At 63.7% G+C, this 21,866-nt stretch carries 21 protein-coding genes and 3 pseudogenes; 18 read left to right on the forward strand and 6 right to left on the reverse strand.

Annotated features, from left to right (window positions below):
- Positions 1-592 precede the first annotated feature (592 nt).
- Positions 593-973 (reverse strand): hypothetical protein, encoded by a 381-nt coding sequence (locus ACLP4W_RS14575; RefSeq protein ID WP_442387017.1) that lies wholly within the window; start codon positions 971-973, stop codon positions 593-595.
- A 240-nt stretch (positions 974-1,213) separates the two neighbouring features.
- On the opposite strand from ACLP4W_RS14575, the gene ACLP4W_RS14580 reads away from it, so the two are divergent.
- Positions 1,214-1,435, forward strand: coding sequence for a YlcI/YnfO family protein (locus ACLP4W_RS14580; protein WP_442387019.1), 222 nt, complete (start codon positions 1,214-1,216; stop codon positions 1,433-1,435).
- A 532-nt stretch (positions 1,436-1,967) separates the two neighbouring features.
- Here the strand turns inward: ACLP4W_RS14580 and ACLP4W_RS14585 are convergent.
- Positions 1,968-2,611, reverse strand: a pseudogene (locus ACLP4W_RS14585) (transposase); the annotation flags it as partial.
- 232 nt (positions 2,612-2,843) lie between these two features.
- Positions 2,844-3,851 carry an AraC family transcriptional regulator gene (locus ACLP4W_RS14590; RefSeq protein WP_442387021.1) on the reverse strand — a complete coding sequence of 336 codons (1,008 nt, stop codon included), beginning with the start codon at positions 3,849-3,851 and terminating at the stop codon, positions 2,844-2,846.
- 126 nt (positions 3,852-3,977) lie between these two features.
- On the opposite strand from ACLP4W_RS14590, the gene ACLP4W_RS14595 reads away from it, so the two are divergent.
- From ACLP4W_RS14595 to ACLP4W_RS14675, 17 genes and pseudogenes are all read left to right on the forward strand, one after another.
- Entirely contained in the window at positions 3,978-4,184 is a 207-nt protein-coding gene (locus ACLP4W_RS14595) for a hypothetical protein (RefSeq protein ID WP_442387023.1), read from the forward strand.
- A gap of 24 nt (positions 4,185-4,208) precedes the next feature.
- Positions 4,209-4,466 (forward strand): AMP-binding enzyme, encoded by a 258-nt coding sequence (locus ACLP4W_RS14600; RefSeq protein WP_442387025.1) that lies wholly within the window; start codon positions 4,209-4,211, stop codon positions 4,464-4,466.
- Between the two features lie 264 nt (positions 4,467-4,730).
- Positions 4,731-6,173 carry an aldehyde dehydrogenase gene (locus ACLP4W_RS14605; protein WP_442387026.1) on the forward strand — a complete coding sequence of 481 codons (1,443 nt, stop codon included), beginning with the start codon at positions 4,731-4,733 and terminating at the stop codon, positions 6,171-6,173.
- 300 nt (positions 6,174-6,473) lie between these two features.
- Positions 6,474-7,029 (forward strand): annotated as a pseudogene (locus ACLP4W_RS14610) (GMC family oxidoreductase); the annotation flags it as partial.
- 306 nt (positions 7,030-7,335) lie between these two features.
- Positions 7,336-7,791 carry a GMC oxidoreductase gene (locus tag ACLP4W_RS14615; protein WP_442387052.1) on the forward strand — a complete coding sequence of 152 codons (456 nt, stop codon included), beginning with the start codon at positions 7,336-7,338 and terminating at the stop codon, positions 7,789-7,791.
- Positions 7,788-8,114 (forward strand): annotated as a pseudogene (locus tag ACLP4W_RS14620) (maleylpyruvate isomerase N-terminal domain-containing protein); the annotation flags it as partial. The gene ACLP4W_RS14615 and the pseudogene ACLP4W_RS14620, both read left to right, overlap by 4 nt.
- Before the next feature lie 64 nt (positions 8,115-8,178).
- On the forward strand, positions 8,179-8,583 hold the full coding sequence (locus ACLP4W_RS14625) for a hypothetical protein (RefSeq protein ID WP_442387054.1): 405 nt from the start codon (positions 8,179-8,181) through the stop codon (positions 8,581-8,583).
- 449 nt (positions 8,584-9,032) lie between these two features.
- Positions 9,033-9,461, forward strand: a complete 429-nt coding sequence (locus ACLP4W_RS14630; protein ID WP_442387028.1) for a transketolase C-terminal domain-containing protein — start codon at positions 9,033-9,035, stop codon at positions 9,459-9,461.
- Complete coding sequence (locus tag ACLP4W_RS14635) at positions 9,458-10,252, forward strand: MlaE family ABC transporter permease (protein WP_442387030.1); 795 nt, start codon at positions 9,458-9,460, stop codon at positions 10,250-10,252. Before ACLP4W_RS14630 ends, ACLP4W_RS14635 begins: the two co-directional genes overlap by 4 nt.
- Before the next feature lies 1 nt (position 10,253).
- Positions 10,254-11,123, forward strand: a complete 870-nt coding sequence (locus ACLP4W_RS14640; RefSeq protein ID WP_442387032.1) for an ABC transporter permease — start codon at positions 10,254-10,256, stop codon at positions 11,121-11,123.
- A 6-nt stretch (positions 11,124-11,129) separates the two neighbouring features.
- A complete protein-coding gene (locus ACLP4W_RS14645) occupies positions 11,130-12,350 on the forward strand; it encodes an MCE family protein (RefSeq protein ID WP_442387034.1) in 1,221 nt (406 codons plus the stop codon).
- Positions 12,347-13,378 carry a virulence factor Mce family protein gene (locus tag ACLP4W_RS14650; RefSeq protein WP_442387036.1) on the forward strand — a complete coding sequence of 344 codons (1,032 nt, stop codon included), beginning with the start codon at positions 12,347-12,349 and terminating at the stop codon, positions 13,376-13,378. The genes ACLP4W_RS14645 and ACLP4W_RS14650 overlap by 4 nt, the downstream gene beginning before the upstream one ends.
- The gene (locus ACLP4W_RS14655) at positions 13,375-14,931 is read left to right on the forward strand and encodes an MCE family protein (protein WP_442387038.1); all 1,557 of its coding nucleotides are present in this window, start codon (positions 13,375-13,377) and stop codon (positions 14,929-14,931) included. The genes ACLP4W_RS14650 and ACLP4W_RS14655 overlap by 4 nt, the downstream gene beginning before the upstream one ends.
- Positions 14,932-14,934: 3 nt before the next feature.
- The gene (locus tag ACLP4W_RS14660; RefSeq protein WP_442387039.1) at positions 14,935-16,539 is read left to right on the forward strand and encodes a virulence factor Mce family protein; all 1,605 of its coding nucleotides are present in this window, start codon (positions 14,935-14,937) and stop codon (positions 16,537-16,539) included.
- Positions 16,539-17,702, forward strand: coding sequence for a virulence factor Mce family protein (locus ACLP4W_RS14665; RefSeq protein WP_442387041.1), 1,164 nt, complete (start codon positions 16,539-16,541; stop codon positions 17,700-17,702). Before ACLP4W_RS14660 ends, ACLP4W_RS14665 begins: the two co-directional genes overlap by 1 nt.
- Positions 17,703-17,705: 3 nt before the next feature.
- Complete coding sequence (locus ACLP4W_RS14670; protein ID WP_442387043.1) at positions 17,706-19,259, forward strand: MCE family protein; 1,554 nt, start codon at positions 17,706-17,708, stop codon at positions 19,257-19,259.
- A gap of 121 nt (positions 19,260-19,380) precedes the next feature.
- On the forward strand, positions 19,381-20,007 hold the full coding sequence (locus tag ACLP4W_RS14675) for a DUF2867 domain-containing protein (protein WP_442387045.1): 627 nt from the start codon (positions 19,381-19,383) through the stop codon (positions 20,005-20,007).
- A 131-nt stretch (positions 20,008-20,138) separates the two neighbouring features.
- Here the strand turns inward: ACLP4W_RS14675 and ACLP4W_RS14680 are convergent, their stop codons facing one another.
- From ACLP4W_RS14680 to ACLP4W_RS14690, 3 genes are all read right to left on the reverse strand, one after another.
- The gene (locus ACLP4W_RS14680) at positions 20,139-20,537 is read right to left on the reverse strand and encodes a hypothetical protein (RefSeq protein ID WP_442387047.1); all 399 of its coding nucleotides are present in this window, start codon (positions 20,535-20,537) and stop codon (positions 20,139-20,141) included.
- Positions 20,538-20,947: 410 nt separating this feature from the next.
- A complete protein-coding gene (locus ACLP4W_RS14685) occupies positions 20,948-21,544 on the reverse strand; it encodes a TetR/AcrR family transcriptional regulator (protein ID WP_442387048.1) in 597 nt (198 codons plus the stop codon).
- A gap of 17 nt (positions 21,545-21,561) precedes the next feature.
- Positions 21,562-21,866, reverse strand: a 305-nt coding sequence (locus ACLP4W_RS14690) for a cytochrome P450 (RefSeq protein WP_442387050.1), incomplete at its 5' end; no start/stop codon positions are given.

Consider the following 21,866-nt stretch of genomic DNA (forward strand, 5'->3'; position numbering starts at 1 on the left):
CGCCGACGTACCCGATATCGGAGCCAACGGCGTTTCAGCACGGGACCGAACCGATCCGTCCTATAAGAGGCCCCTCGTCAACCGTCGCGACCCCCACAACCCGCCCACGTCTGGGTGATGCATGGGCGCGGGCGTCGACGGCTCCCAGCATGATCAAGCCCGCCAAAATCTTGGATGTCTACGCTGACCCGTTCGATGAGGATCTGGACGGCGTTGCCGACCGCCGGGACACCGCAAGCCGTCCACAGCGGACTAGCAAGTCCGAAAGGGTCCTAGCTAACACGCGCAAATGCTCCCACCTGGGGAAACCTGGTGGAGGCTACAGGGTGGAGCTAAGGGGACTCGAACCCCGTACCGAACCTGGGAAAATGGCCCTTGAACTGCGCTTTCTGTTATTCTGTGTCGTTACGCGGGTGCTCGGTTTCCTGGGGATATGCGTCGGCGTGTTACGCGACGCAACAGTGCTAGACCGACTTGTATGGCGCCCTACCGCTCGCGGTTGAAAGGACCTTCCGCCTGTGAAGCGGAGGCGAAGTCAGAAGCCAGACGTTCATGCTGGTCAAGCTGGACGAACTGGACCAATCTTGGAGGTTCAGAACACGCGATACGAGCGGCGCGGCGGATGCGGAGCGGATGAAATTGAAGCTGTGATCCGTAGGCACGAGCGGCCGGCATGACCAGACATGATGGAAACCCTTGCGTGATGTAGCCGCAGCAATTCCCGGATCTGCCCCCGGGAGACCGTCGAATCACGTGAGTGGCGTTTTCGTGCCGTGGCGATGGTGTTGAGGGAGCCGCTGTCGTCCCGGTTGTCGTCAGAACTGTCGTCAAAACCTAAACTTCGCGACAGCCGAGCAAAGTCCCTACCTGGGCGGGTGTTTGTATCCGTTTGTATTACAATCGGCATGTGGCGGACAAGTTGTTCGATCTGGATCTGCTCGACGAAGAGGATCCGTTCGAGATCGACGCTCAAGCCGCCCACCTGTTCAAGCGCACCCACGCCTGGGCATCGAGGACATCCGCGAAGTCTGGGCTTTCGACCCGATGTTCTGCCCCGCCAGACCACCCGCCCACTGGCTGATGGTCGCCGAAGTCGACGGCACAGTCCTGATGGTGCCCCTCGCCCTGCCCGCGACGGCAACCCCAAACGATGCCGCCCCATCGGCTGCTACGAAGCCTCCAAACACCTCGCTGACCAATATTGGAGAGACAGATGAACCACCCCATGACCCCCGACGAGGAATACGAGTTCTACGCTCGCCCGGAAAACCAGGAACCCCAGGGACCAGGGCGCCGCCGGCTGACCGCCACCGTGCCCGTTCGCTTCCCACCCGAGCTCCTGGGGCAGGTACGCGCTGCGGCCGCGGCAGACGACCGCTCCGTCTCGTCTTGGATTCGCCGTGCAGTCGAGCACGAACTCCGCCACCCCGCGTAGACGTCGAACCCGCGACCAATGGATTCGCGATTCAGGCTTCTCGTTAACCACCCGAAAGGACCGGTAAATGCTTGTGCGACAAGGCACTTCGGTCCTCGAGTAGACCGAACAGGCCTCACCGATTCCCGTCGATTCTCGATCATTATCGATGAATAAACGATGACTGCCATCGACCAAATTGGTGGCGCGATTCAATCCCGCTCCCGCCCTCGTCGCGTTTACCGGTTATGGGCGCCATTCGGATCCCCCCGCGCTTACACCGGCGCGGAATCAACCGCTGATCTTCCGCTTTTCAGGCGGACTTGCGCTCGCGTGGGAGTTGTTTGCGCTGGTCAGGCTGGCCGCGCGGCCTGCGATCGGACGTGTCGGATCAGCTCGTCTGAGTCGTTGGCCCCATCTTGGCCCCATGAAATGACCTGCCGCCACGGGGTCAAAATTCAGATGCCGTCGACACCGACAGGGTGTGTCACCTGGCCTCCCGTCCAGTTCAATCCCAACTTGATCCCAGTATGGCGCACCAGTTGCTAGGCTCATCATCGGGGAAATCGAGCTTTAACCTCTGGGCGATCTGTTCAGGGCTCCATGCCGTCACCCAGGCCCGATCACCCCGATGGGGTTTGTTGCGCCCCTTCCGGCTGGCCCGACCACCACCCGCCCGTCCGGGCCGCGCACAACACCGGCCAGCTTGTCCTGGACGTACTGACGCAGCCGTTGGTTGGCGACCAGCTTGGCGGTCTTGGGACGCCGAGCACGCCGCTCGGCGTGCCACTGTACGGTCGAGGCCTTGTAGTCGAGCCGGTAGGTTCGCGTGGAGGCGTTACGCCGCAGATCACGGGAAATGGTCGACGTTGCCCTGCCCAGCCTCCTGGCGATCTCGCGGACTCCGGCGGCCTGGGCGCGCCATAAGGCGATGTCCTCGCGCTCGATCGACGACAGGTAGCGGCCCGAAACAGTCTCTGGCAGGCGCGGATTCACGCCGCCAGCATGGCGGAACCAACGGAACCCGACCGGTGACGACACACCCGCCTCGACAGCGGCATCCTCAGTCATCGCACCGGCCGCGATGGCCGACCAGAACCGGACCCGGTCCTGGCGCCAGGCCACGGTCGGCCGCCCCGGCGACAGGAGTTGCCCCCGATAGCCACGAACGTCCAACTGCCGCTTCCCATACCCCATCACGCACCTCCGAGAATTCGAGGTGTTGCGACGACCAGTTGAATCCGCCCAGCGAGGGCCGATCGCAATGCGGGATATCGAAGCGGCCTGCGGGATACAGTGCATCTGGGGGATCCCCCGTATGCTCGCAGCGATGCCCAACGCGACGTCGGCGCCCGCAGTAGCCGACGACCTACGCGGTAGCCGCACGACGTACGCGGTCGAATTCTCAAGGGGCCGATTACTGCGCCGATCAGACCCGCATTTCAGCTCGGTACTGCCGAGGCGTCTTGCCGAACCAGCGTCGACAAGATCGATTTAGAGCGCTCTGCTCGGAATAGCCGAGCAGGCCCGCGATCTGGCTGAGATGCAGCCTTGTGTCGGCAAGGTACCTCGCCGCTTGATCGCGGCGTTCGCGCTCGATGATGTCCTGGCATCGCACGCCTTCGCCGGCCAGCCGTCGCTGCAGCATTCGTGGGTGAATGGCGAGTTGGCCGGAGATGACCTCGGCGCTGCATTGGCCGGTGAGCAACAGGCGGCGGGTCAGTTCGGTCACCTGTTCGGACAGCGTGGCGGTGCTTGGCAAGTAACGGGACTCCAGGTACTTCGTGGCGATCCGTCTGGTCTCCGGATCGGCACTGTCGATGGATCTGTCGGCCAGAGGCACGGGTAGCTCGAACCCGCACCACGCCTGTCCGAAGCGAACCGGACAACCCAGCGCCTCGGCGTACGCAGCGTCGGGGCCCAGTTGTTCGTGCATGAAAGAGATCGCACGGGGGCGCGCGTCGGGTCCGCCCAGCAGGCGGATGATCCGTGCGCCGTTACCCATGCTCAGCTCGTAGCCCTGGAGCGGATAAGGAAGACCGCGTTCGGTCACCTCGTACGTGAACCTGACGTGCGCGTCGGCAATGCGCGGTTCGACCGTCAGGCTCAACGCGGGGGAATGGACGTAAAAGTAGCGCGCGATCGCCTCCAATCCGCCGAGCAAGGACTGCGCATTCCGCGCGATCACGGCGATAGGCCCGAGAATGTCCAGACCCTGCCAGCGCGAAAGGCGAAGTCCGAATTCCGGACAGTCGAGGTCGGCGGCGCTTGCCTCCAGCATGCGAACGAACGCGCCCAGCGAGACGAACGCGTCTTCCTGCAGGTCGGCACCCGGCGGAATGTCAAAGCGCGTTAGAAAGGGCTTCGGGTCAGCGCCGAGCTCGCGCGTCAGGTCCGTGTACCCCCACAAATTGGTGGATCGGATCAGGCTGCCCATACGATCAACTCCCTGTCGGGAAATGTTAAGAGAATGTCGGAAGGTGTCAAGGGCCGTGCCGCGACGGACCGCTCGCCCAGACCGGGCAGTTCCTGCGACGTGGCGAGACAAAGCTGTTCAGTGAGGATGGACGCTGAGATCGAGCCGGGGTCCGACGAGCCCGGCCTGATCGCCGCCGGCAGCAAACTGATCCCGAAGGGCTACTACAAGGATCCGGAGAAGTCCGCGCGCACGTTCCGGGTGATCGACGGCCAGCGCTACGCGTTCATCCGGGACTGGGGCCGCATCGAGGCCGATGGCAGCCTGGTGGTGCCGCTGGGCGGCGGCTCGTGATGCGTCAACACCGCCGGCGAGAAGGTGTACCCGGAAGAAGTCGAAGAGGTGATCAACAACACCCGCCTCGAGGTCGGCGACGCGCTCGTGGTCGGAATCCCTGACGAGCGCTTCGGCCAGCGGGTCTGCGCGGTTGTCGCGCCGCGGACTCCCGATGGCGACGTCGAGCGCGTGCTGGGCGAGTACCTCAAGGCGCGCCTGGCGGGGTACAAGCGCCCGCGTGTCGTCGTGCAGGTCGAGGTGATCAAGCGCGCACCCAACGGGAAGCCGGACTACGCGTGAGCGCGCGACGCTGCGCTCGGCGCGGCGCAGCCCACCTGATCCTGGCGCGACCTGCGCTACCAGCTGTCGCGTTCTGGATCGCGATCGTCTGATCCTGCGCGCACGACCCCTGCGCATGTCGGGAAATGATAAAACGCTGTCGGGAACTGCCAAGACCCGCGACGGTACTCTCGGCGATCCTCTTTCCTCAGGGTCTTAAGACCGTAACGGCCAATGTGGCGCCCTCGGCGCCAACAATTCACACCGCACCGGAGGACATCCACCATGACCGTCGACCGCGACTCTCTCTTCATCGACGGCGACTGGGTGGCGCCGTCGACCTCGTCGCGCATAACGGTGCTGAACGCGGCGACCGAGGAGGTCCTCGGCACCGTGCCGGAAGCCGACGTGGCGGACGTCGACCGGGCCGTGGCGGCCGCGCGTAACGCGGTCGAAAACTCCGAATGGTCGCAATTGTCCCCGGCGGATCGGGCTGCCGCGATGACCCGATTCGCGGACGAATTAGAAAAGCGCTCAGGCGAATTGGCTCGAACGGTCAGCCAGGAGAACGGGATGCCGATCGGACTGAGCGAGGCGTTCGAGGGCGGTTTCGCGATCGGCTTGCTCCGGTATTACGCCGACCTGGCGGCGACAACGTCGCTCGAGGATGTGCGGCCATCGCAAATGGGATTGGAAACCGTGGTGCAGCGATCGCCGGTGGGTGTCATCGCTGCGATTGTGCCGTGGAACTACCCGGTGGTGCTGGCGATGAGCAAGATCGCTCCGGCGCTCGCGGCTGGGTGCGCGGTGGTCGTGAAACCGTCACCGCCGGCAACGGTGTTGGACTGCTTCATCCTGGCCGATGCCGCTGAGGCAGCAGGACTTCCGCCTGGCGTCATCAACTGGATTCCCGCTGGGCCAGATATCGGTGCGTATCTGGTCTCGCACCCTGGAGTGGACAAGGTCGCGTTCACCGGCTCGACGGCGGCAGGGCGTTCGATCGCAACGGTCTGCGCGGGACTACTGCGTCCGGTGACTTTGGAACTCGGGGGGAAGTCGGCCGCGATCCTGCTCGACGACGTCGACATGGACACCATCATGCCCAACCTGCAGTTCATCACCTTCATGAACAACGGACAGACCTGCGTGACGTGCAGCCGAATCCTTTCGCCCGCAGGGCGTTACGACGAGGTGGTTGACGCGCTGGCGACCCGAGTCTCTTCGTTGCGGGTCGGTGATCCGCTTAACCCGAGCACCGAGATCGGGCCCATGGCGACCGAGGCCCATCGTCAGCGTGTCGAGGGCTACATCGAAAAGGGCAAGGGCGAAGCACGATTGGTCGCCGGTGGTGGGCGACCGAAAGGCATCGACAAAGGCTGGTTCGTCGAACCGACACTATTCGCCCATATGACCAACGACGCGACCATCGCACAAGAGGAGATCTTCGGTCCCGTGATCTCGGTGATCCCCTACGACGACGAGGCCGACGCGCTGCGCATCGCCAACGACTCCGTGTACGGGTTGGGTGGCACGGTGTTCAGTGCGGACACCGAGCGCGCGAAGAACGTTGCGCGGAAGGTACGCACCGGCACCATCGGCATCAACGGGTACCCGGTGGCCATCGGTTCGCCGTTCGGTGGAGTGAAGGACAGCGGACTCGGCCGCGAGTTCGGCCCAGAGACGTTCAACAGCTACATGAACCTCAAGTCGATGTACATCGCTGGGTGACGACCAATGAACCCAACCAGAGTGAGGCATACACAGTGGACAGCTTCGACTACATAGTGGTGGGCGCCGGATCCGGCGGGGCGGTGCTGGCAAGCCGCCTTTCGGAAGACCCTGATCTTCGCGTGCTCCTGGTGGAGGCAGGCGGTTCGCACATCAATCCTGCTGTACAAACGCCTGCCGCGTTCCCGCAGCAAATTCAAATCGCCGTTGGACTGGGAGTACTACACCGAGCCGGAACCCAATCTCGGTGGCCGTGTAGTTTTCCATCCGCGCGCCAAGATGGTCGGCGGCTGCAGTTCGATGAACGCGATGGTCTACATCCGCGGAAGCCGGCATGACTTCGATCAATGGGCACGCGACGGTGCTACCGGTTGGTCTTACGACGACGTGTTGCCGTTGTTCAAGCGTTCGGAGAACAACGAGCGCGGCGACGACCTCTACCATGCGACGGGCGGCGGACTCAACGTCGCCGACCTGCGCTCGCCGAACACCGTGAGTCAAGCGATTCTCGCGGCTGCCGTCGAATCGGGTCTCCCCGCAAATCCGGACTTCAACGGGGCTGACCAGCTGGGGGCAGGTCTATTTCAGGTGACGCAGAAGGGCGGAGTTCGCTGTTCAACCGCGGACGGGTTCATCGACCCGAATCGACGCCGGCCGAACTTCACCGTCCTGGAGAACACATTGGTCGAGCGCGTCCAAATCGAGAACAGCCGGTGCACAGGCATTTTTCGTGAACCGGGGCGGCCGGCCAGAGTTCGTTCGTGCGGAGCGCGAAGTGATCTTGTCGGCGGGTGCGTTCGGCTCCCCTCAGCTGCTGATGCTGTCGGGTATTGGTCCCGCTGATCACTTGGCCGAGCATGGAATTGCGGTCGTTGTCGACAACTCGAATGTCGGATCGCACCTCATGGATCATCCGTTCTACGTATTGAACTTCGAGACGAGCGCTTCCGGCACCTTGGCCGATGCGCTTGCGCCCGAGTCGATCGCGCAGTACGAGAATCACCGCACCGGGCTGCTGAGCTCAAACATCGCCGAGGTTGGCGCGTTCTTCCATACCAGGAATGACGCTGCCCCAGATCAGGAATTGATAGGTGGCCCGACCTACTTCAACAACCACGGATTCGACACGTACCCAAGGCCGGCATTCTTCTTGGGCGCCTCGATGGTAGGAGCCCGCAGCACAGGAACCGTAAGCTTGCGCAGCGGAGATCCGGAGGCGAAACCCTCGATCCGGTTCAACTATTTCGCGGACCCCGTCGACATGGATTCGATGGTGTCAGCCATCGAACGACTACGGGACATCGCATCACAGCCCGCTCTGCGCGAATTCCTCGGCCGGGAAATAACTCCTGGCTCCGAGGTTGCGAGACGCGCCGACCTCGAGGAGAACATCCGTCGACAAGTTGAGCACACCTACCATCCGTCCTGTACCGCACGCATAGGTTCGGAATCGACCGGCGTCGTGGGCCCCGACCTGAAAGTTCACGGGGTGACCGGACTGCGTGTCGCCGACGCGTCGGTTTTTCCGACCATTCCCCACGGCAACACCAACGCCGCGTCGCTGATGGCCGGGGAAAGGGCCGCGATCCTGATCCAGGCGCAGGCCATGGCCACATGAAGCGCGCAAACCATGTCCGGGCACTTCGAGACCAACGTCAAGTAGTACTCGACTACTGCGCAGGCTTTACCGATGACGATTGGATGGCACCCAGCCACGCAGCGGGTTGGCGCGTGGGTGACGTGATTGCCCACTTCGGAGGGACTTGCCGGGGGCTGTTCGGCAGGCAGGCGATCGCGCTGGTGTTCTCCGACGACACCGAGCAAACCAACGAGGACCTCCTCGCCCCGCGCCGCGCCTGGCCCCCCGGCCGCGTCCTCGACGAATTCGCCCGGTGGAGCAGGGCATTCATCGCGGCGGCATCGGTAGCTGACCAACCACTGGTTGGTAACGTGCCCCTTCGCGTGGGGAGCTCTCGGGCGCTACCCGGTGCGAATGCTCGCGCCCATGCTGGTTTTCGACTGGCACACCCACCTCACTTACGATGTCGCCCCGGCAATCAACACGCCCGCGCCTCCGATCGACGCCAACAGGCTCGCCGCGACATTGGATTGGATGCTCAGCGGAGTCGAACAGATGAACCGCGACCAGATGTGGTGGTTCGACAAGTCGCTGGCACTCACCCTCACGGGCCCTGCCGGCGGGAACTGGAGAATCGATCCGGCCGGTCACGGACGGCTTATCGTTACCGAATCGACGGATAGCAGCTCCGCCGCGGCCTCCGTCACAGGGGATTCCGTCGATTTCCCCGCCTGGGCGACGAACCGCGTCGCGTGGCGCACTGCCGGTCTCACCGTCACAGGCGACTCGGCCTACGCCGAAAAGTTCCTCGACTCCCTGCACATCATCTGACAAAACCGCGAAGGGCGCAGTCGATCGAACCGTCCCGTGTCGGGAAGTGATAATAAAATGTCGCAAGGTGTCAAGACCCGCAACGGCCCCCTCGGTGATCCTGTTTCAGCAACGTTTTGCGAACACAGCAGGCAAGGAGGGTGCAAATTGGGGCGGGCGCCGACACTGACAATTTCGTCCAGTCGAATGAAGTTCCCGCCATAGCGGTCGCTGCGGCCACAATCGAGAGGGCCTCGGCGTTCACGTTTGCCCAATTTGGTGAGAGTGTGTACCGCGCGATTGCGGGCGGGATTCGCCGCGCTCGAAATCGTCGGGCGAAGCGGTAGGTCAGGTGACACCGTTTCGTGCGCGTCCTCAGTTGGCGCGGTTGGCGAATCCAGAAAGAGGGGATGTTCTATCCCTTGTAGCAAGGAAGGTTCATGCAAATGAACAGCGGCACAACGACACAGATGAACCAAACTGCTCAGCGGGGCGCTGAGGACGCTCAGTTGCTCAAGGAGTCCGGTGTGCACAAGCTCGTCATCACAGACCGTGATGGCAACTGCTTGGCGTACGTACTGGCTTGGGACAGCTTCGGGTACGACGCTGAGACCGACACCTGGAGCGCGGCCCGAGCGCTGATGCCGTTGGATGTGGACACCGTGTTGGAGTCCGTGGAAAAGACCCGGCGCGCGATCGTCGCGCATGATGTGACCAGCTTCTGCGGCCCGGGCGCCGAAATCGCCGCGCGCATCAGCGAATCCCTTTTCGGTGAGCTGGCCTCACCCGTCGCGCGGCTCGGCGCGCCCTACGCACCGCTGCCGTTCGCCGACGAGTTGAACGTCTTCCCCACGACCGAGGAGATCATCTCGGCGGTCAAAGAGCGGATCGGCAAATGACAACTGCAACGGAGATTCGGAATTACCTCAGCGATCAGGCCAGGCCGGGTCTGGGGGCGGTCGGCGGCTACTTCCGGATGTGCGTGCTGACCGCCAAGGCGGTTGCGCGCCCGTTCGAGTGGCGTGAGTTCTTTCTGCAGAGTTTGTTCTTGTTCCGGGTGTCGTTCCTGCCGACGGTGGCGATTGCGATCCCGCTGACCGTGCTCATCGTTTTCACGCTGAACATCCTGCTTGCCGAATTCGGTGCCGCCGACATCTCCGGTGCCGGGGCCGCGCTGGGTGCGGTCACGCAGCTGGGCCCGTTGGTGACGGTGCTGGTGGTTGCGGGTGCCGGGTCGACCGCCATTTGTGCGGACCTGGGTGCCAGGACCATCCGTGAGGAGATCGACGCGCTCGAGGTGCTGGGCATCGACCCCATCCATCGGCTGGTGGTGCCCCGAGTGGCGGCCTCGACGTACGTGGCCTTCTTGCTGAATGGCGCGGTGATCACCATCGGTCTGGTCGGCGGCTTTTTCTTCGGTGTATACATCCAGAACGTCTCGGCGGGCGCATATGTGACGACGCTGACACTGATCACCGGGTTGCCGGAAGTGTTGATCTCGGTCGTCAAGGCCGCACTATTTGGCCTCATCGCTGGGCTCGTCGGCTGTTATCGCGGTCTGACGGTGTCAGGTGGCGCGAAGGGCCTGGGCACGGCGGTCAACGAAACGCTGGTGCTGTGCGTGATCGCGCTGTTCGCGGTGAACGTCGTGCTCACCACGATCGGTGTCCGATTCGGGACAGGGCGCTGAGATGAGTACCGCAACCGTTCGGCACTTGCGCTATCCGCGCACCTACAGACAAGTGACCCTGTGGGTTGGTGCGCTGCCGAGCCTTCTCGACAGCGTCGGCGACGTGACCTTGTTCGTCATCACTGGCATCGGCCATATCGGGCACGCTTTGCGGAACTACCGGAAGGAGACGCTGCGTCTGATCGCCGAGATGGCGATGGGCACCGGAGCCATGGCCATGATCGGTGGCACGGCCTCGATCGTCGGCTTCGTGACGTTGTCGGCCGGTTCATTGATCGCGATCCAGGGGTTCGCCTCGCTGGGCAACATCGGTGTGGAGGCGTTCACGGGATTCTTTGCGGCGTTGGCCAACGTGCGCATCGTCGCGCCAGTGGTGACTGGCGTGGCGCTTGCCTCCACGGTCGGCGCCGGCGCCACCGCCGAGCTTGGTGCGATGCGGATTAGCGAGGAGATCGACGCGCTGGAAGTGATGGGTATCAAGTCGATCTCGTACTTGGTGGCCAGCCGCATCGCGGCGGGGTTCGTCATCATCGTGCCGCTGTACACGATGGCGATCATCTTGTCGTTCCTGGCCGCGCAGCTCGTCACGACGTACTTGTACGGACAGTCGGTCGGCACCTATGAGCACTACTTCACCACCTTCCTCCGGCCCACCGATGTCTTCTGGTCGGTCGTCATGACGATCATCATCGCGGTGTTCGTCATGCTGAATCACTGCTATTACGGCTACAACGCCAGCGGCGGCCCGGTCGGCGTCGGCGAGGCGGTCGGTCGGTCGATGCGCGGATCACTGATTTTGATCGTGGTGGTGGTCCTGCTGGCTTCGTTGGCGCTCTACGGCACCAACCCCAACTTCAACCTCACGGTGTAGCCGGCGATGACAGCGCCCCAGGCCAAGGAGAACGCGCGCCGCACTCCACGGAAGAAGACGGCTGGACTGCTCGCGCTGATCGTCGTCACGGTGGTGTTGGCGTTGGTGTATATGCAATTTCGAGGGGAGTTGACGCCGAAGACGAAGCTAACGATGTTGGCCGCTCGTGCGGGTTTGGCGATGGATCTAGGCTCGAAAGTGACGTTCAACGGGGTGGCGATCGGCCGCGTCTCAAAGATCGATGAGACGCAGCATGATGGACGCCCAATGGCGACGATCACGTTGGATGTGGAACCGAAATACATCCCGTTGATTCCGGCGAACGTGGACGCCAACATCTCGGCCAGCACGGTGTTCGGCAACAAGTATGTGTCGTTCACGACACCCAAAAACCCGACGCCGCAACGGATCAGCCCGGACACTCTGATCGACATGACATCCGTAACCACCGAGTTCAACACCTTGTTCGAGACGATCACCGAGATCTCCGAGAAGATCGACCCGGTCAAGCTGAACATGACGTTGACGGCGGCGGCGGAGGCGTTGACCGGGCTGGGCGATAAGTTCGGCGCCTCGTTTGTCAACGGCAACACGATTCTCGACGACGTCAATTCCCGAATGCCGCAGTTGCGACATGACATCCACCAGCTAGCGAATCTGGCCGACACCTACACGAAGGCCTCGCCCGATTTGTGGGCCTTCCTCAACAACGCGGTGACCACGACGCGCACACTCAACGATCAGCAGGGCAATCTAGATGCCGCGTTGTTGGCGGCGGTCGGGTTCGGGGACAGTGGCGCCGACGTCTTCCAGCGGGGTGGGCCATATTTGGTGCGCGGCGTCGCCGAGCTGGTCCCCACCGCGCAACTGCTCGACACCTATAGCCCCGCGCTGTTCTGCTCGATCCGCATGTTCCACGACCTGGCGCCAAAGATCCATGAAGTATTGGCAGCCAACGGAAGCGCCGCGCAAGCTCATATATCGATCGCGGGCGGGCAGAACCCGTATGTCTATCCGGACAACCTGCCGCGGGTCAGCGCGAAGGGCGGCCCGGGCGGGGCGCCGGGGTGCTGGCAGACGATCACACGCGATCTGTGGCCGGCCCCGTATCTGGTGATGGACACCGGCGCCACCATCGCACCGTACAACCATTGGGAACTCGGCTCACCCATTCTCTCTGAGTACGTCTGGGGTCGCCAAGTGGGGGAGAACACGGTCAACCCATGAACATCCGTGGCACAGTTATCAAGTTCGGCGCCTTCTCGCTGGTGCTGTTGGCTTTCACGGCGATGATCATCGTGGTCTTCGGTCAGATCCGGTTCGACCGCACCACGAAATACACTGCCGAATTCACCAACGCCAGCGGGCTGCGCCCCGGGCAATTCGTCCGGGCTTCCGGCGTGGAGGTCGGCAAGGTCGCTGAAGTCCGCCTGGTCGACGGCGGCAGGCGGGCGCAGGTGGACTTCAACGTCGATCGCTCGCTGCCGCTGTACCAGTCCACCACCGCCGCGATCCGCTACCAGGACCTGATCGGCAACCGGTACCTGGAGCTCGAGCGCGGGGAGGGCGGCAAGCAGCTGCCCGCGGACGGGTTCATCCCGATCTCGCGCACCCGGCCGGCACTGGACCTCGACGCACTGATCGGTGGCTTCAAGCCGCTGTTCCGGGCGCTGGACCCTCAGAAGGTCAACACCATCGCGCAGTCGCTGATCACCGTGTTCCAGGGTCAGGGCGGGACCATCAACGACATTCTCGACCAGACAGCGCAATTGACGTCGGCACTGGCCGGGCGCGATCAGGCGATCGGCGAGGTCATCAAGAACCTGAACATCGTGCTGGACACCACGGTTCGGCATCAACACGAGTTCGATCAGACCGTCAACAACTTCGAGGCGCTGATCACCGGCCTGATGAACCGGGCCGACCCGCTGGCCGCCGGCGTCGCCCACATCAGCGACGTCACCGGATCGCTCGCCGACCTGCTCGCCGATAACCGGCCGTTGCTGAAGAGCACCGTGGACTATGTGGAAGGCGTCGCCGAGCGGCTGGTCGACCAAAAGGACCAGCTGGACGATCTGCTCACTAAGCTGCCGAACGCCCTCCAGCTGATTGGGCGTGCCGGGGGGGTCTACGGTGACTTCTTCAACTTCTATGCTTGCAGTATCACGCTGAAGGTCAACGGGCTTCAGCCGGGTGGGCCGGTACGTACGGTGAGGGTGACGACGCAGCCCACGGGTAGGTGCACGCCGCAATGAGAGCGCTGCACACATCCAACCGGGTTCGCGTCGGCCTGATGGGCCTCGTCATCACTCTGCTGGTTGTCGTAGTCGGGCAGAGCTTTGCCAGTGTGCCCATGCTGTTCGGCCAGCCAACCTACTACGCGCAGTTCAAGGATTCGGGCGGCATCAACGAGGGCGACAAGGTACGCATGGCCGGCGTCGACGTCGGCACGGTGCAGTCGCTGGCGATTGACGGCGACCGCATCATCGTCGGGTTCTCGCTGGGTGGGAACCAGATCGGCACGGGGAGCAGGCTCGCGATTCGCACCGACACGGTTCTGGGTAAGAAGAATATCGAAATTGAGACACGCGGTGCCGAGGTGCTGCGTCCGGGCGGTGTGCTTCCGGTCGGTCAAAGCACCACGCCCTATCAGATCTACGACGCCTTCTTTGACGTCACCAAGGCGGCGAGTGGTTGGGATGTCCAGACGGTCAAGCGCTCATTGAACGTGTTGTCGGAGACCATCAATCAGACGTATCCGCATCTGAGCGCCGCGCTGGATGGCGTTGCCAGGTTCTCGGACACCATCGGTAAGCGTGATGAGCAGATCACGCATCTGCTGGCCGAGGCGAACCAGATAGCCGGGGTTCTCGGTAACCGCGGTAAGCAGATCAACAACCTCTTGGTGAACGCCAAGACCCTGCTCGCCGCGTTCAACCAGCGCAGCCGTGCCATCGATACCCTGCTGGGCAATGTTTCAGCGGTGTCGACTCAGGTTCAGGGGCTCATCAATGACAACCCGAACCTCAACCACGTGCTGGCGCAACTACGCACCATCACCGACATCCTGAACAAGCATAAGGTCGGCCTGGCTGAATCGGTCATCAACTTGAGCAAGTTCGCCGGATCACTGTCAGAGGCGGTTGGATCGGCCCCGTACTTCAAGGTGCTGATAGCCAACCTGCTGCCGTACCAGATTCTGCAGCCGTTCGTTGATGCGGCGTTCAAGAAGCGCGGCCTCGACCCGGAGCAGTTCTGGGGCAACGCGGGCCTGCCCGCGTTCCAGTTCCCCGATCCGAACGGCACCCGGTTTCCCAACGGAGCGCCGCCGCCCGCCCCAACACCGCTCGAGGGCACCCCGCACAATCCGGGATCCGCGGTGCCGCCGGGCTCGCCGTGCTCGTACACCCCGGGATCCGACGGTTTGCCGCGGCCCGGCAACCCGCTGCCGTGCTCGGATCTGAGCCAAGGTCCCTACGGTGACAACCCGTTTGGCGCCAACTACGGAGCGCCACACGTGGCGACGTCGGCTCCGAACCCCAACGGGTTGCCGCCCACTCCGGGCATCCCGATCGCCGGGCTCCCCGGCCAGACGCCGCCGACTGTGCCCGGCACGCCGGTATTGCTGCCGCCGGCACCGCCCGGTGGGCGCACCGAGCCGCTGGGACCGATGGCCGGCCCGATTCCGCCGCCGCCCGTGCCGCCAGCCGGGTTGCCGGGCCCGCCGCCCCCACCGGGGACAGGTCCGCAAGTTCCGGACTTCCCGCCCCCCGGCGTGCCCGCGCCCGTAGACATTGGAGGCCACTGACCGATGTCGACGATCTTCAACATCCGTAACATCCGGCTGCCGCATGTGTCTCGTGCTCTTGTGGTCATCGGCACTCTCGTCGTGATCGTTGGCATCGCCGTCGCCCTGGTCGGCTATCAGATGTACAAGCGGCTGACCACCAACACTGTTGTCGCGTACTTCCCGGAGACGTTGGCGCTGTATCCGGGCGACAGGGTTCAGATCATGGGCGTCAGGGTGGGCTCGGTCGACAAGATCGAACCGGCCGGCGACGAGATGAGGGTGACGTTCCACTACGCGAACAAATACAAGGTGCCCGTCGACGCCACCGCGTCAATCCTTAACCCGAGCCTGGTGGCATCACGGAACATTCAGCTCTCACCCCCATACACCGACGGGCCGGTGATGGCGAACAACGCGGTGATCCCGGCGGAGCGCACCCAGGTGCCGGTGGAATGGGATCAGCTGCGGGATTCGGTGAGCAAGATTCTCGACCAGCTCGGCCCGACCCCCGAGCAGCCCAAGGGGCCCTTCGGTGACGTCATCGAATCGTTCGCCGACGGTTTGGCGGGCAAGGGCGAGCAGATCAACACGACGCTGAAGAGTCTGTCCGAGGCGTTGACCGCGCTGAACCAGGGCCGCGGCGACTTCTTCGCGGTGGTGCGGAGCCTGGCGCTGTTCGTCAACGCCCTGCACCAGAACGACCAGCAATTCGTCGCGTTGAACAACAACCTGGCGCAGTTCACCAACGCCTTCACCAACTCCGATCAGGAGCTGGCGCACGCGGTCAAGCAGACGGACGGGCTGTTGGCCACCACGCGCCGGTTTCTCGACCAGAACGGGTCGGTACTCGTTCACGACATCGACAACCTCGCCGACACGACCAACGCGCTGCTACAGCCCGAGCCGCGGGATGGTCTAGAGACCCTGCTCCACGTCTTCCCCACCTTCGGCTCAAATGTCGTCAATATCTATCACCCGGCGCTGGGTGCGGTCGTCGGTAATCCGGTAATCACCAACTTCGCCAACCCGATGCAGTTCATTTGTAGTGCGATCCAGGCCGGCAGCCGGCTGGGATACCAGGAGTCCGCCGAGCTGTGCGCGCAATATTTGGCGCCGATTCTGGACGCGATCAAGTTCAACTTCCCGCCGGTCGGCATGAACTTGCTGAACACCGCGGCGACGCTGCCCAAGGTTGTCGCCTATTCCGAGGAGCGACTGCGGCCGCCGCCGGGCTACAAGGACACGACTATGCCAGGCATCTTCTCTCCCGACACGCCGTTCTCGCATGGCAACCATGAGCCGGGCTGGGTCGTCGCGCCCGGCATGCAGGGCATCGACGTGCAGCCGTTCACCCAGAACATGCTGACCCCGGATTCGCTGGCCGCGCTGATGGGTGGACCTGACATTGCGCCGCCAACGGGAGGTCAAAACCTGCCGGGTTCGCCAAATGCGTACGACGAGAACAACCCGTTGCCGCCGCCGTGGTATCCCCAGCCGATTCCGCCGCCGCCGCCAGGACCGGAAGTGATTCCGGGGCCGGTACCGGGAGGGTCGCCGCCGCCGGGGCCGGCGCCGGTTTCGGGACCGGCCGGAGCCCCGCTGCCCGCTGAGGCAGGGGGGCGGTGATGCGCGCCGCGGGCCGGGTGGTGGGCCAACTGCGCCACTGGATTTTGCGGGGGCTGGTGCTCCTGATGGCCGCGGTGATCCTGACATCGTGCGGCTGGCGCGGCATTGCCAATGTGCCGCTGCCGGGTGGTCCCGGCAGCGGCACCAACAAGATGACTATTTACGTGCAGATGCCGGATACCTTGGCGCTCAATGCGAACAGCCGGGTCCGGGTGGCCGACGTCTTTGTCGGGTCAGTGCATTCCATCGCGCTGAAGAACTGGATCGCGACGCTCACTCTCGACATTGACGCCAATGTCAAGTTGCCGGCCAATGCGACGGCGAAGATCGGCCAGACCAGTCTTCTTGGCTCGCAGCACGTGGAGCTGGCCGCACCGGCGAACCCGTCGCCGGAGCCGCTGAAGAGCGGCGACACCATTCCCCTGCAGAATTCGTCGGCGTACCCGACCGTCGAGCGGACGCTGGCCAGTCTCGCCACCGTGCTGCGGGGTGGCGGCGTGCAGAACCTCGAGGTGATCCAGAATGAGGTCTACAACGTCCTCAATGGCCGGGCTGACCAGATCCGGGACTTCCTCGGAAAGCTGGACACGTTCACCGCGCAGCTCAACGAGCAGCGTGCGGATATCACCCGCGCGATCGATTCGACCAACAGTCTGTTGCAGATCGTCGCGAAGAACAACGACGCCCTCGACCGGGTGCTCACCGATGTGCCGCCGCTGATCAAGCATTTCGCGGACACCCGCGATCTTTTCGCCAACGCTATCGACGCGCTGGGCCGACTCGGTGAGGTCGCCGATCAGACGTTCTCCGCTTCTAACGACAACCTGCACACCGACCTGCAGCTGCTGCAGCGACCACTGAGGCAGCTGTTTCGCGCGGCGCCGTATCTACTCGGCGCACTGAAGCTGATTCTGACCGTGCCGTTGAACATTGATGACGCCCCGAAGATAATTCGCGGCGACTACATCAACGTCGACGCCACTATCGACTTGACGTTGAGCTCACTCGACAACAGCCTGTTGACCGGCACCGGATTCTCCGGCGCGCTGCGGGCACTTGAACAGTCCTGGGGCCGCGACCCTAACACGATGATCCCGGACATCCGGTTCACATCGAACCCGAACGATGCGCCGGGTGGACCGCTGGTGGAACGGGGTGAGTGAACAGTGCTGACCCGCGTCATCAAGATCCAGCTGATTGTCTTCAGCATCTTTACGGTGATCGCCGTCGTCGTGTTGGGGTGGTACTACCTGCATGTCCCCAGCCTGGCTGGCATCGGTCAGTACACGCTGAGAGTGGACTTGCCGACATCAGGCGGTCTTTATCCGACGTCCAACGTGACGTACCGGGGCATCACCATCGGCAAGGTGACAAGCGTCGAGCCGACGGAAACTGGTGTGGTGGCGACGATCCGCGTTGCCGACCAATACAAGATCCCGGTCGACGCGTCCGCCAATGTGCATTCGGTGTCGGCGGTCGGCGAGCAGTATGTCGACCTGGTTTCCGCGAACGCGCCCCACCAGTACTTGACCGACGGCCAGACGATCACCAAGAGCACGGTGCCCACCGCGATTGGGCCCGCGTTGGATGCGGCGAACCGAGGCCTTGCGGTATTGCCGAAGAACAAGATCGCCACACTGCTCGACGAGACCGCCACGTCGGTCGGCGGATTGGGGCCGTCGCTGCAGCGACTCGTCGAATCGACGCAAGCGGTGGTCGCCGACTTCAAGACGAACATCCGCGACGTCAACGACATCATCGAACATTCGGGGCCGATCATCGACAGCCAGGTCAACTCGGGTGACGCCATCCAGACCTGGGCCGCCAACCTGAACACGCTGGCCGCGCAGAGCGCCGCGCAGGACCAGCCGCTGCGCGACGCGCTGACTCAGGCCGCGCCTACGGCCGACCAGCTCAATGCGGTCTTCAGCGATGTGCACGATTCGTTGCCGCAGACGCTGGCCAATCTCGAGATCGTACTCGACATGCTCAAGCGCTACCACAACGGCGTCGAACAGTTGCTGGTGGCGCTTCCCCAGGTGGGTTCGTCTCTACAGACGGCCGTTCTGCCGTATCCGGGTCAAGTCGCGTTGGACTTCGAGGTTCCCATCAACCAGCCGCCGCCGTGCCTGACCGGGTTCCTGCCCCCGTCGGAGTGGCGCGCCCCCGCGGATACCAGCCCGAGACCGGTGCCCACCGGACTCTATTGCAAGATCCCGCAGGACGCTCAAAACGTGGTGCGCGGGTCGCGCAACTTGCCTTGCGTCGATGTCCCGGGTAAGCGGGCAGCCACGCCGCGGGAGTGTCGCAGCAATGAGCCGTATGTGCCGATGGGCACCAACCCGTGGTACGGGGACCCTAACCAGATCCTGACGTGCCCGGCGCCGGGTGCCCGCTGCGACCAGCCCGTCAACCCGGGCACGGTTATACCGGCGCCGTCGGTGAACAACGGCCTGAACCCGCTGCCAGCGGATCAGCTGCCACAGCCGCCAGCACCGACGAGTGACGTTTTGACGCCGCCCGGAACCGGCACCGTGCGGTGCAATAGGCAACAACCCAATCCCTGTACGTACACGCCGTCGGCAGGTCTGACGGCAATCTACAGCCCGCAAAACGGCGAGCTGGTGGCCCCTGACGGCACCCGGTACACCGTCACGGATTCGACGATCGCAGGAGACGACGGATGGAAGCAGATGCTGGCACCGGCCCCGGCCAGCTGAACCGATCCGCGGCCGAGCAGTCGTGTGAATTGGCGGAAGAGCGGATGCGGACACGAACAGATACCACCACAGCAGTACGATCATTTTCCTATAGAACGTTCAGCATGGATCGAGGAACGGCATGAGAATTTCGAATGCAGTACACGAAGCTCGCCCCTGGCGTATCCGCGAAATCGCGCCGGACTTCAAGCTGTCGGATGTCTGGGCCCTACCCGTGCACGGCGGCGCCGAGGACTTCCAAACGCTGCTCGAGCTCATGGTTTCACTCGATCTGGTCAACTCTGGGTCCCTCCCAAGTCGCATCCTGTGGAGCGCCCGCGATCGCCTCGGCGCCTGGTTCGACCTCGGTAGAGTCTCAGCCCCGATCGACCACGGCCGAGCTGACGCCGGGGACCAACTGCCGATTCCAGGCACGACCGAAACCTCACTGATCGATCGGCTGCCAGAGGATCTGTCCAATACGGCGGCGGACCTGAATTTCGACTCCATGCCTTTGGCGTCCCTCTATCGCACTGACGACGAATACGCCGCGGAACTGTCGAACCGAACCGTACACGCCGTGATGCACTTGGCTTGGGTCGATCAGGGCGAAGGCCGCTACCGAGGACAAATGGCCATCTACGGCAAGCCACGCGGTTCACTCGGCAAGGGATACGTGGCGCTGGTCATGCCACTCCGGCACTGGATTGTCTACCCAGCACTCATGCGTCTGATCGAACGAGCGTGGAATACCCGCATTTCGCAGTAACGCGCGTTCGACTCGCTTCACGGTCATCGGCGCAGCCGCTATCCAACGAAACAACTAGTTGCCTCGCGAATTAGCTTGTCACGCAACAGGTTATCTGACAGCGCAGGCGGAAGGAAGTTCAGCCTGCACAGCTAAGAGCGACGCCACAGCAGATCCAGGGCGAAGTCCGCGTATTCACGCGCGATCTGTTCGGGAGTCGAAGGGCCACTGACACGGAACCATTGCGGTAGCGATGTGCACATCGTCGCGATTGCCCGTCCGGCGTCGCGCGGGTGATCGGTGCTGAGGTGTCCGTCGCTTCGAGCTGCGGTGATCTCTTCGTCGAGAACATACTGGATGCGGCTACGGGAGTCGGTAATTCGGCGTCTGTTGGGAGTGTTCAGGCTGCGCATCTCGCTCGCGCCGATGAAGGCGAACTCTCGGCGATGCGTGTGATAGCGCGCAAGAGCCTCCACAATGAGACCCACCCGGTCAATGCTTGCTTCGCCCTCTTTACTGGCAGCGCTTATGCGCCAATGCAGTTCGTCCATGGTGAGACATCGCGGTCGCCTCGGCCGACTTCAAGGGCGTCTACGGGGCCGTCGCCGACGGCGTGCAGCGCATTCACGCGGCCCGGTTCCTGCCGCCCGAGGTGATCGTGATGCACCCGAGGCGCTGGGGCTGGTTCCTGTCCCAGCTCGACACGCAGCAGCGGCCGTTGTTCGTGCCGCTGGCTGGCGCGCCGCCAACGGAAAGCCCGACTACGCGTGGGCGCGCGACGCCGTGCTCCGCGAAGTCGAGCGGGCGAGCTCGCCGGCCTGAGCGCCGCTCCACATAGCCCACGGACGGCGAGCCATCTTGACGTCGGTGGCCAAACGATGCGCACCACAGTGTTCGGGCCCAGGTGCCGCCCGCATGCACCGGCAGACCGGACGCTGGCTTTTCGTCAGCGCACCGCGCCCTAAAACGTTGCGAGCCGCGTGATCCCGGGAACGATGTAGCGCGCGAAGTATGCGCGTAGGCCCTTGTCGTCGTAGATGGGGATCGGACCCTCGGGTCCGAGGATCAGCGACACGCCTAGGCGCGTTATGCCCTCGGCGACCATCTCGGCGTCTACGTCGCTGAGCGGTCCGCCTCCACTGGAGCCGAGCCAGTCGGCGACGGAGCGGCGCACGACCGCGATCATGCTCGTGCCGTCGCTCGTGAGCGTCCGCAGAAACGACTCGGGTTCGGTCCTGAGAACCTTCCCGAACAGCGGGTGGTCGCGCAGCAGTCTTACGGCCATCATGAGCGCCTCGGTGAGCCCGGTCTCGAGGTCGCGGGCGCCGCTGAACCTGATTCTCGCCCTTTCGGTCACCTGTGCGACGACCCGAAGTAGAACGATCTGCGCGAGCCGGTCCTTGCTCTCGAAGCGCCGGAACACCGTCGTGCGCCCGACTCCCGCCGCGCGGGCGATGTCGTCCATCGAGGTCCGCCGGATCCCAAGTTCGGCGAAGCACGCAAGCGCGGCTTCAAGGATCCGCTCGCCGACCTCGTCCTCGGAACCGTGGTCTGGCACGCGCCCAACGATAAGAGTCAAGCCCGGTCGAGGACAACGCGGCCACCGTACTTGGGGACGAGCGAGATGTTCATCCGCACCGGCGGCTCGACCGGCGTGGACGCGACGCGGAAGCGGGCGTGGCGAAGGATCGTCCGCAGGATCACGCGGACCTCGAACAGCGAGAAGGCCGCGCCGAGGCAGCGGCGAGTGCCGCCCCCGAACGGGATCCACTCATAGGTCCCGGGTCGTGTGCCGATGAAGCGCTCCGGCTGGAATCGGTCGGGCTCGGGGTAGAGGTCCGGCCGGCGGTGCAGGGCGTAGGTGAAGGGCATGACGATGC

This window comes from Mycobacterium sp. (genome assembly GCF_052145595.1).
Classification (GTDB): Bacteria; Actinomycetota; Actinomycetes; order Mycobacteriales; family Mycobacteriaceae; genus Mycobacterium.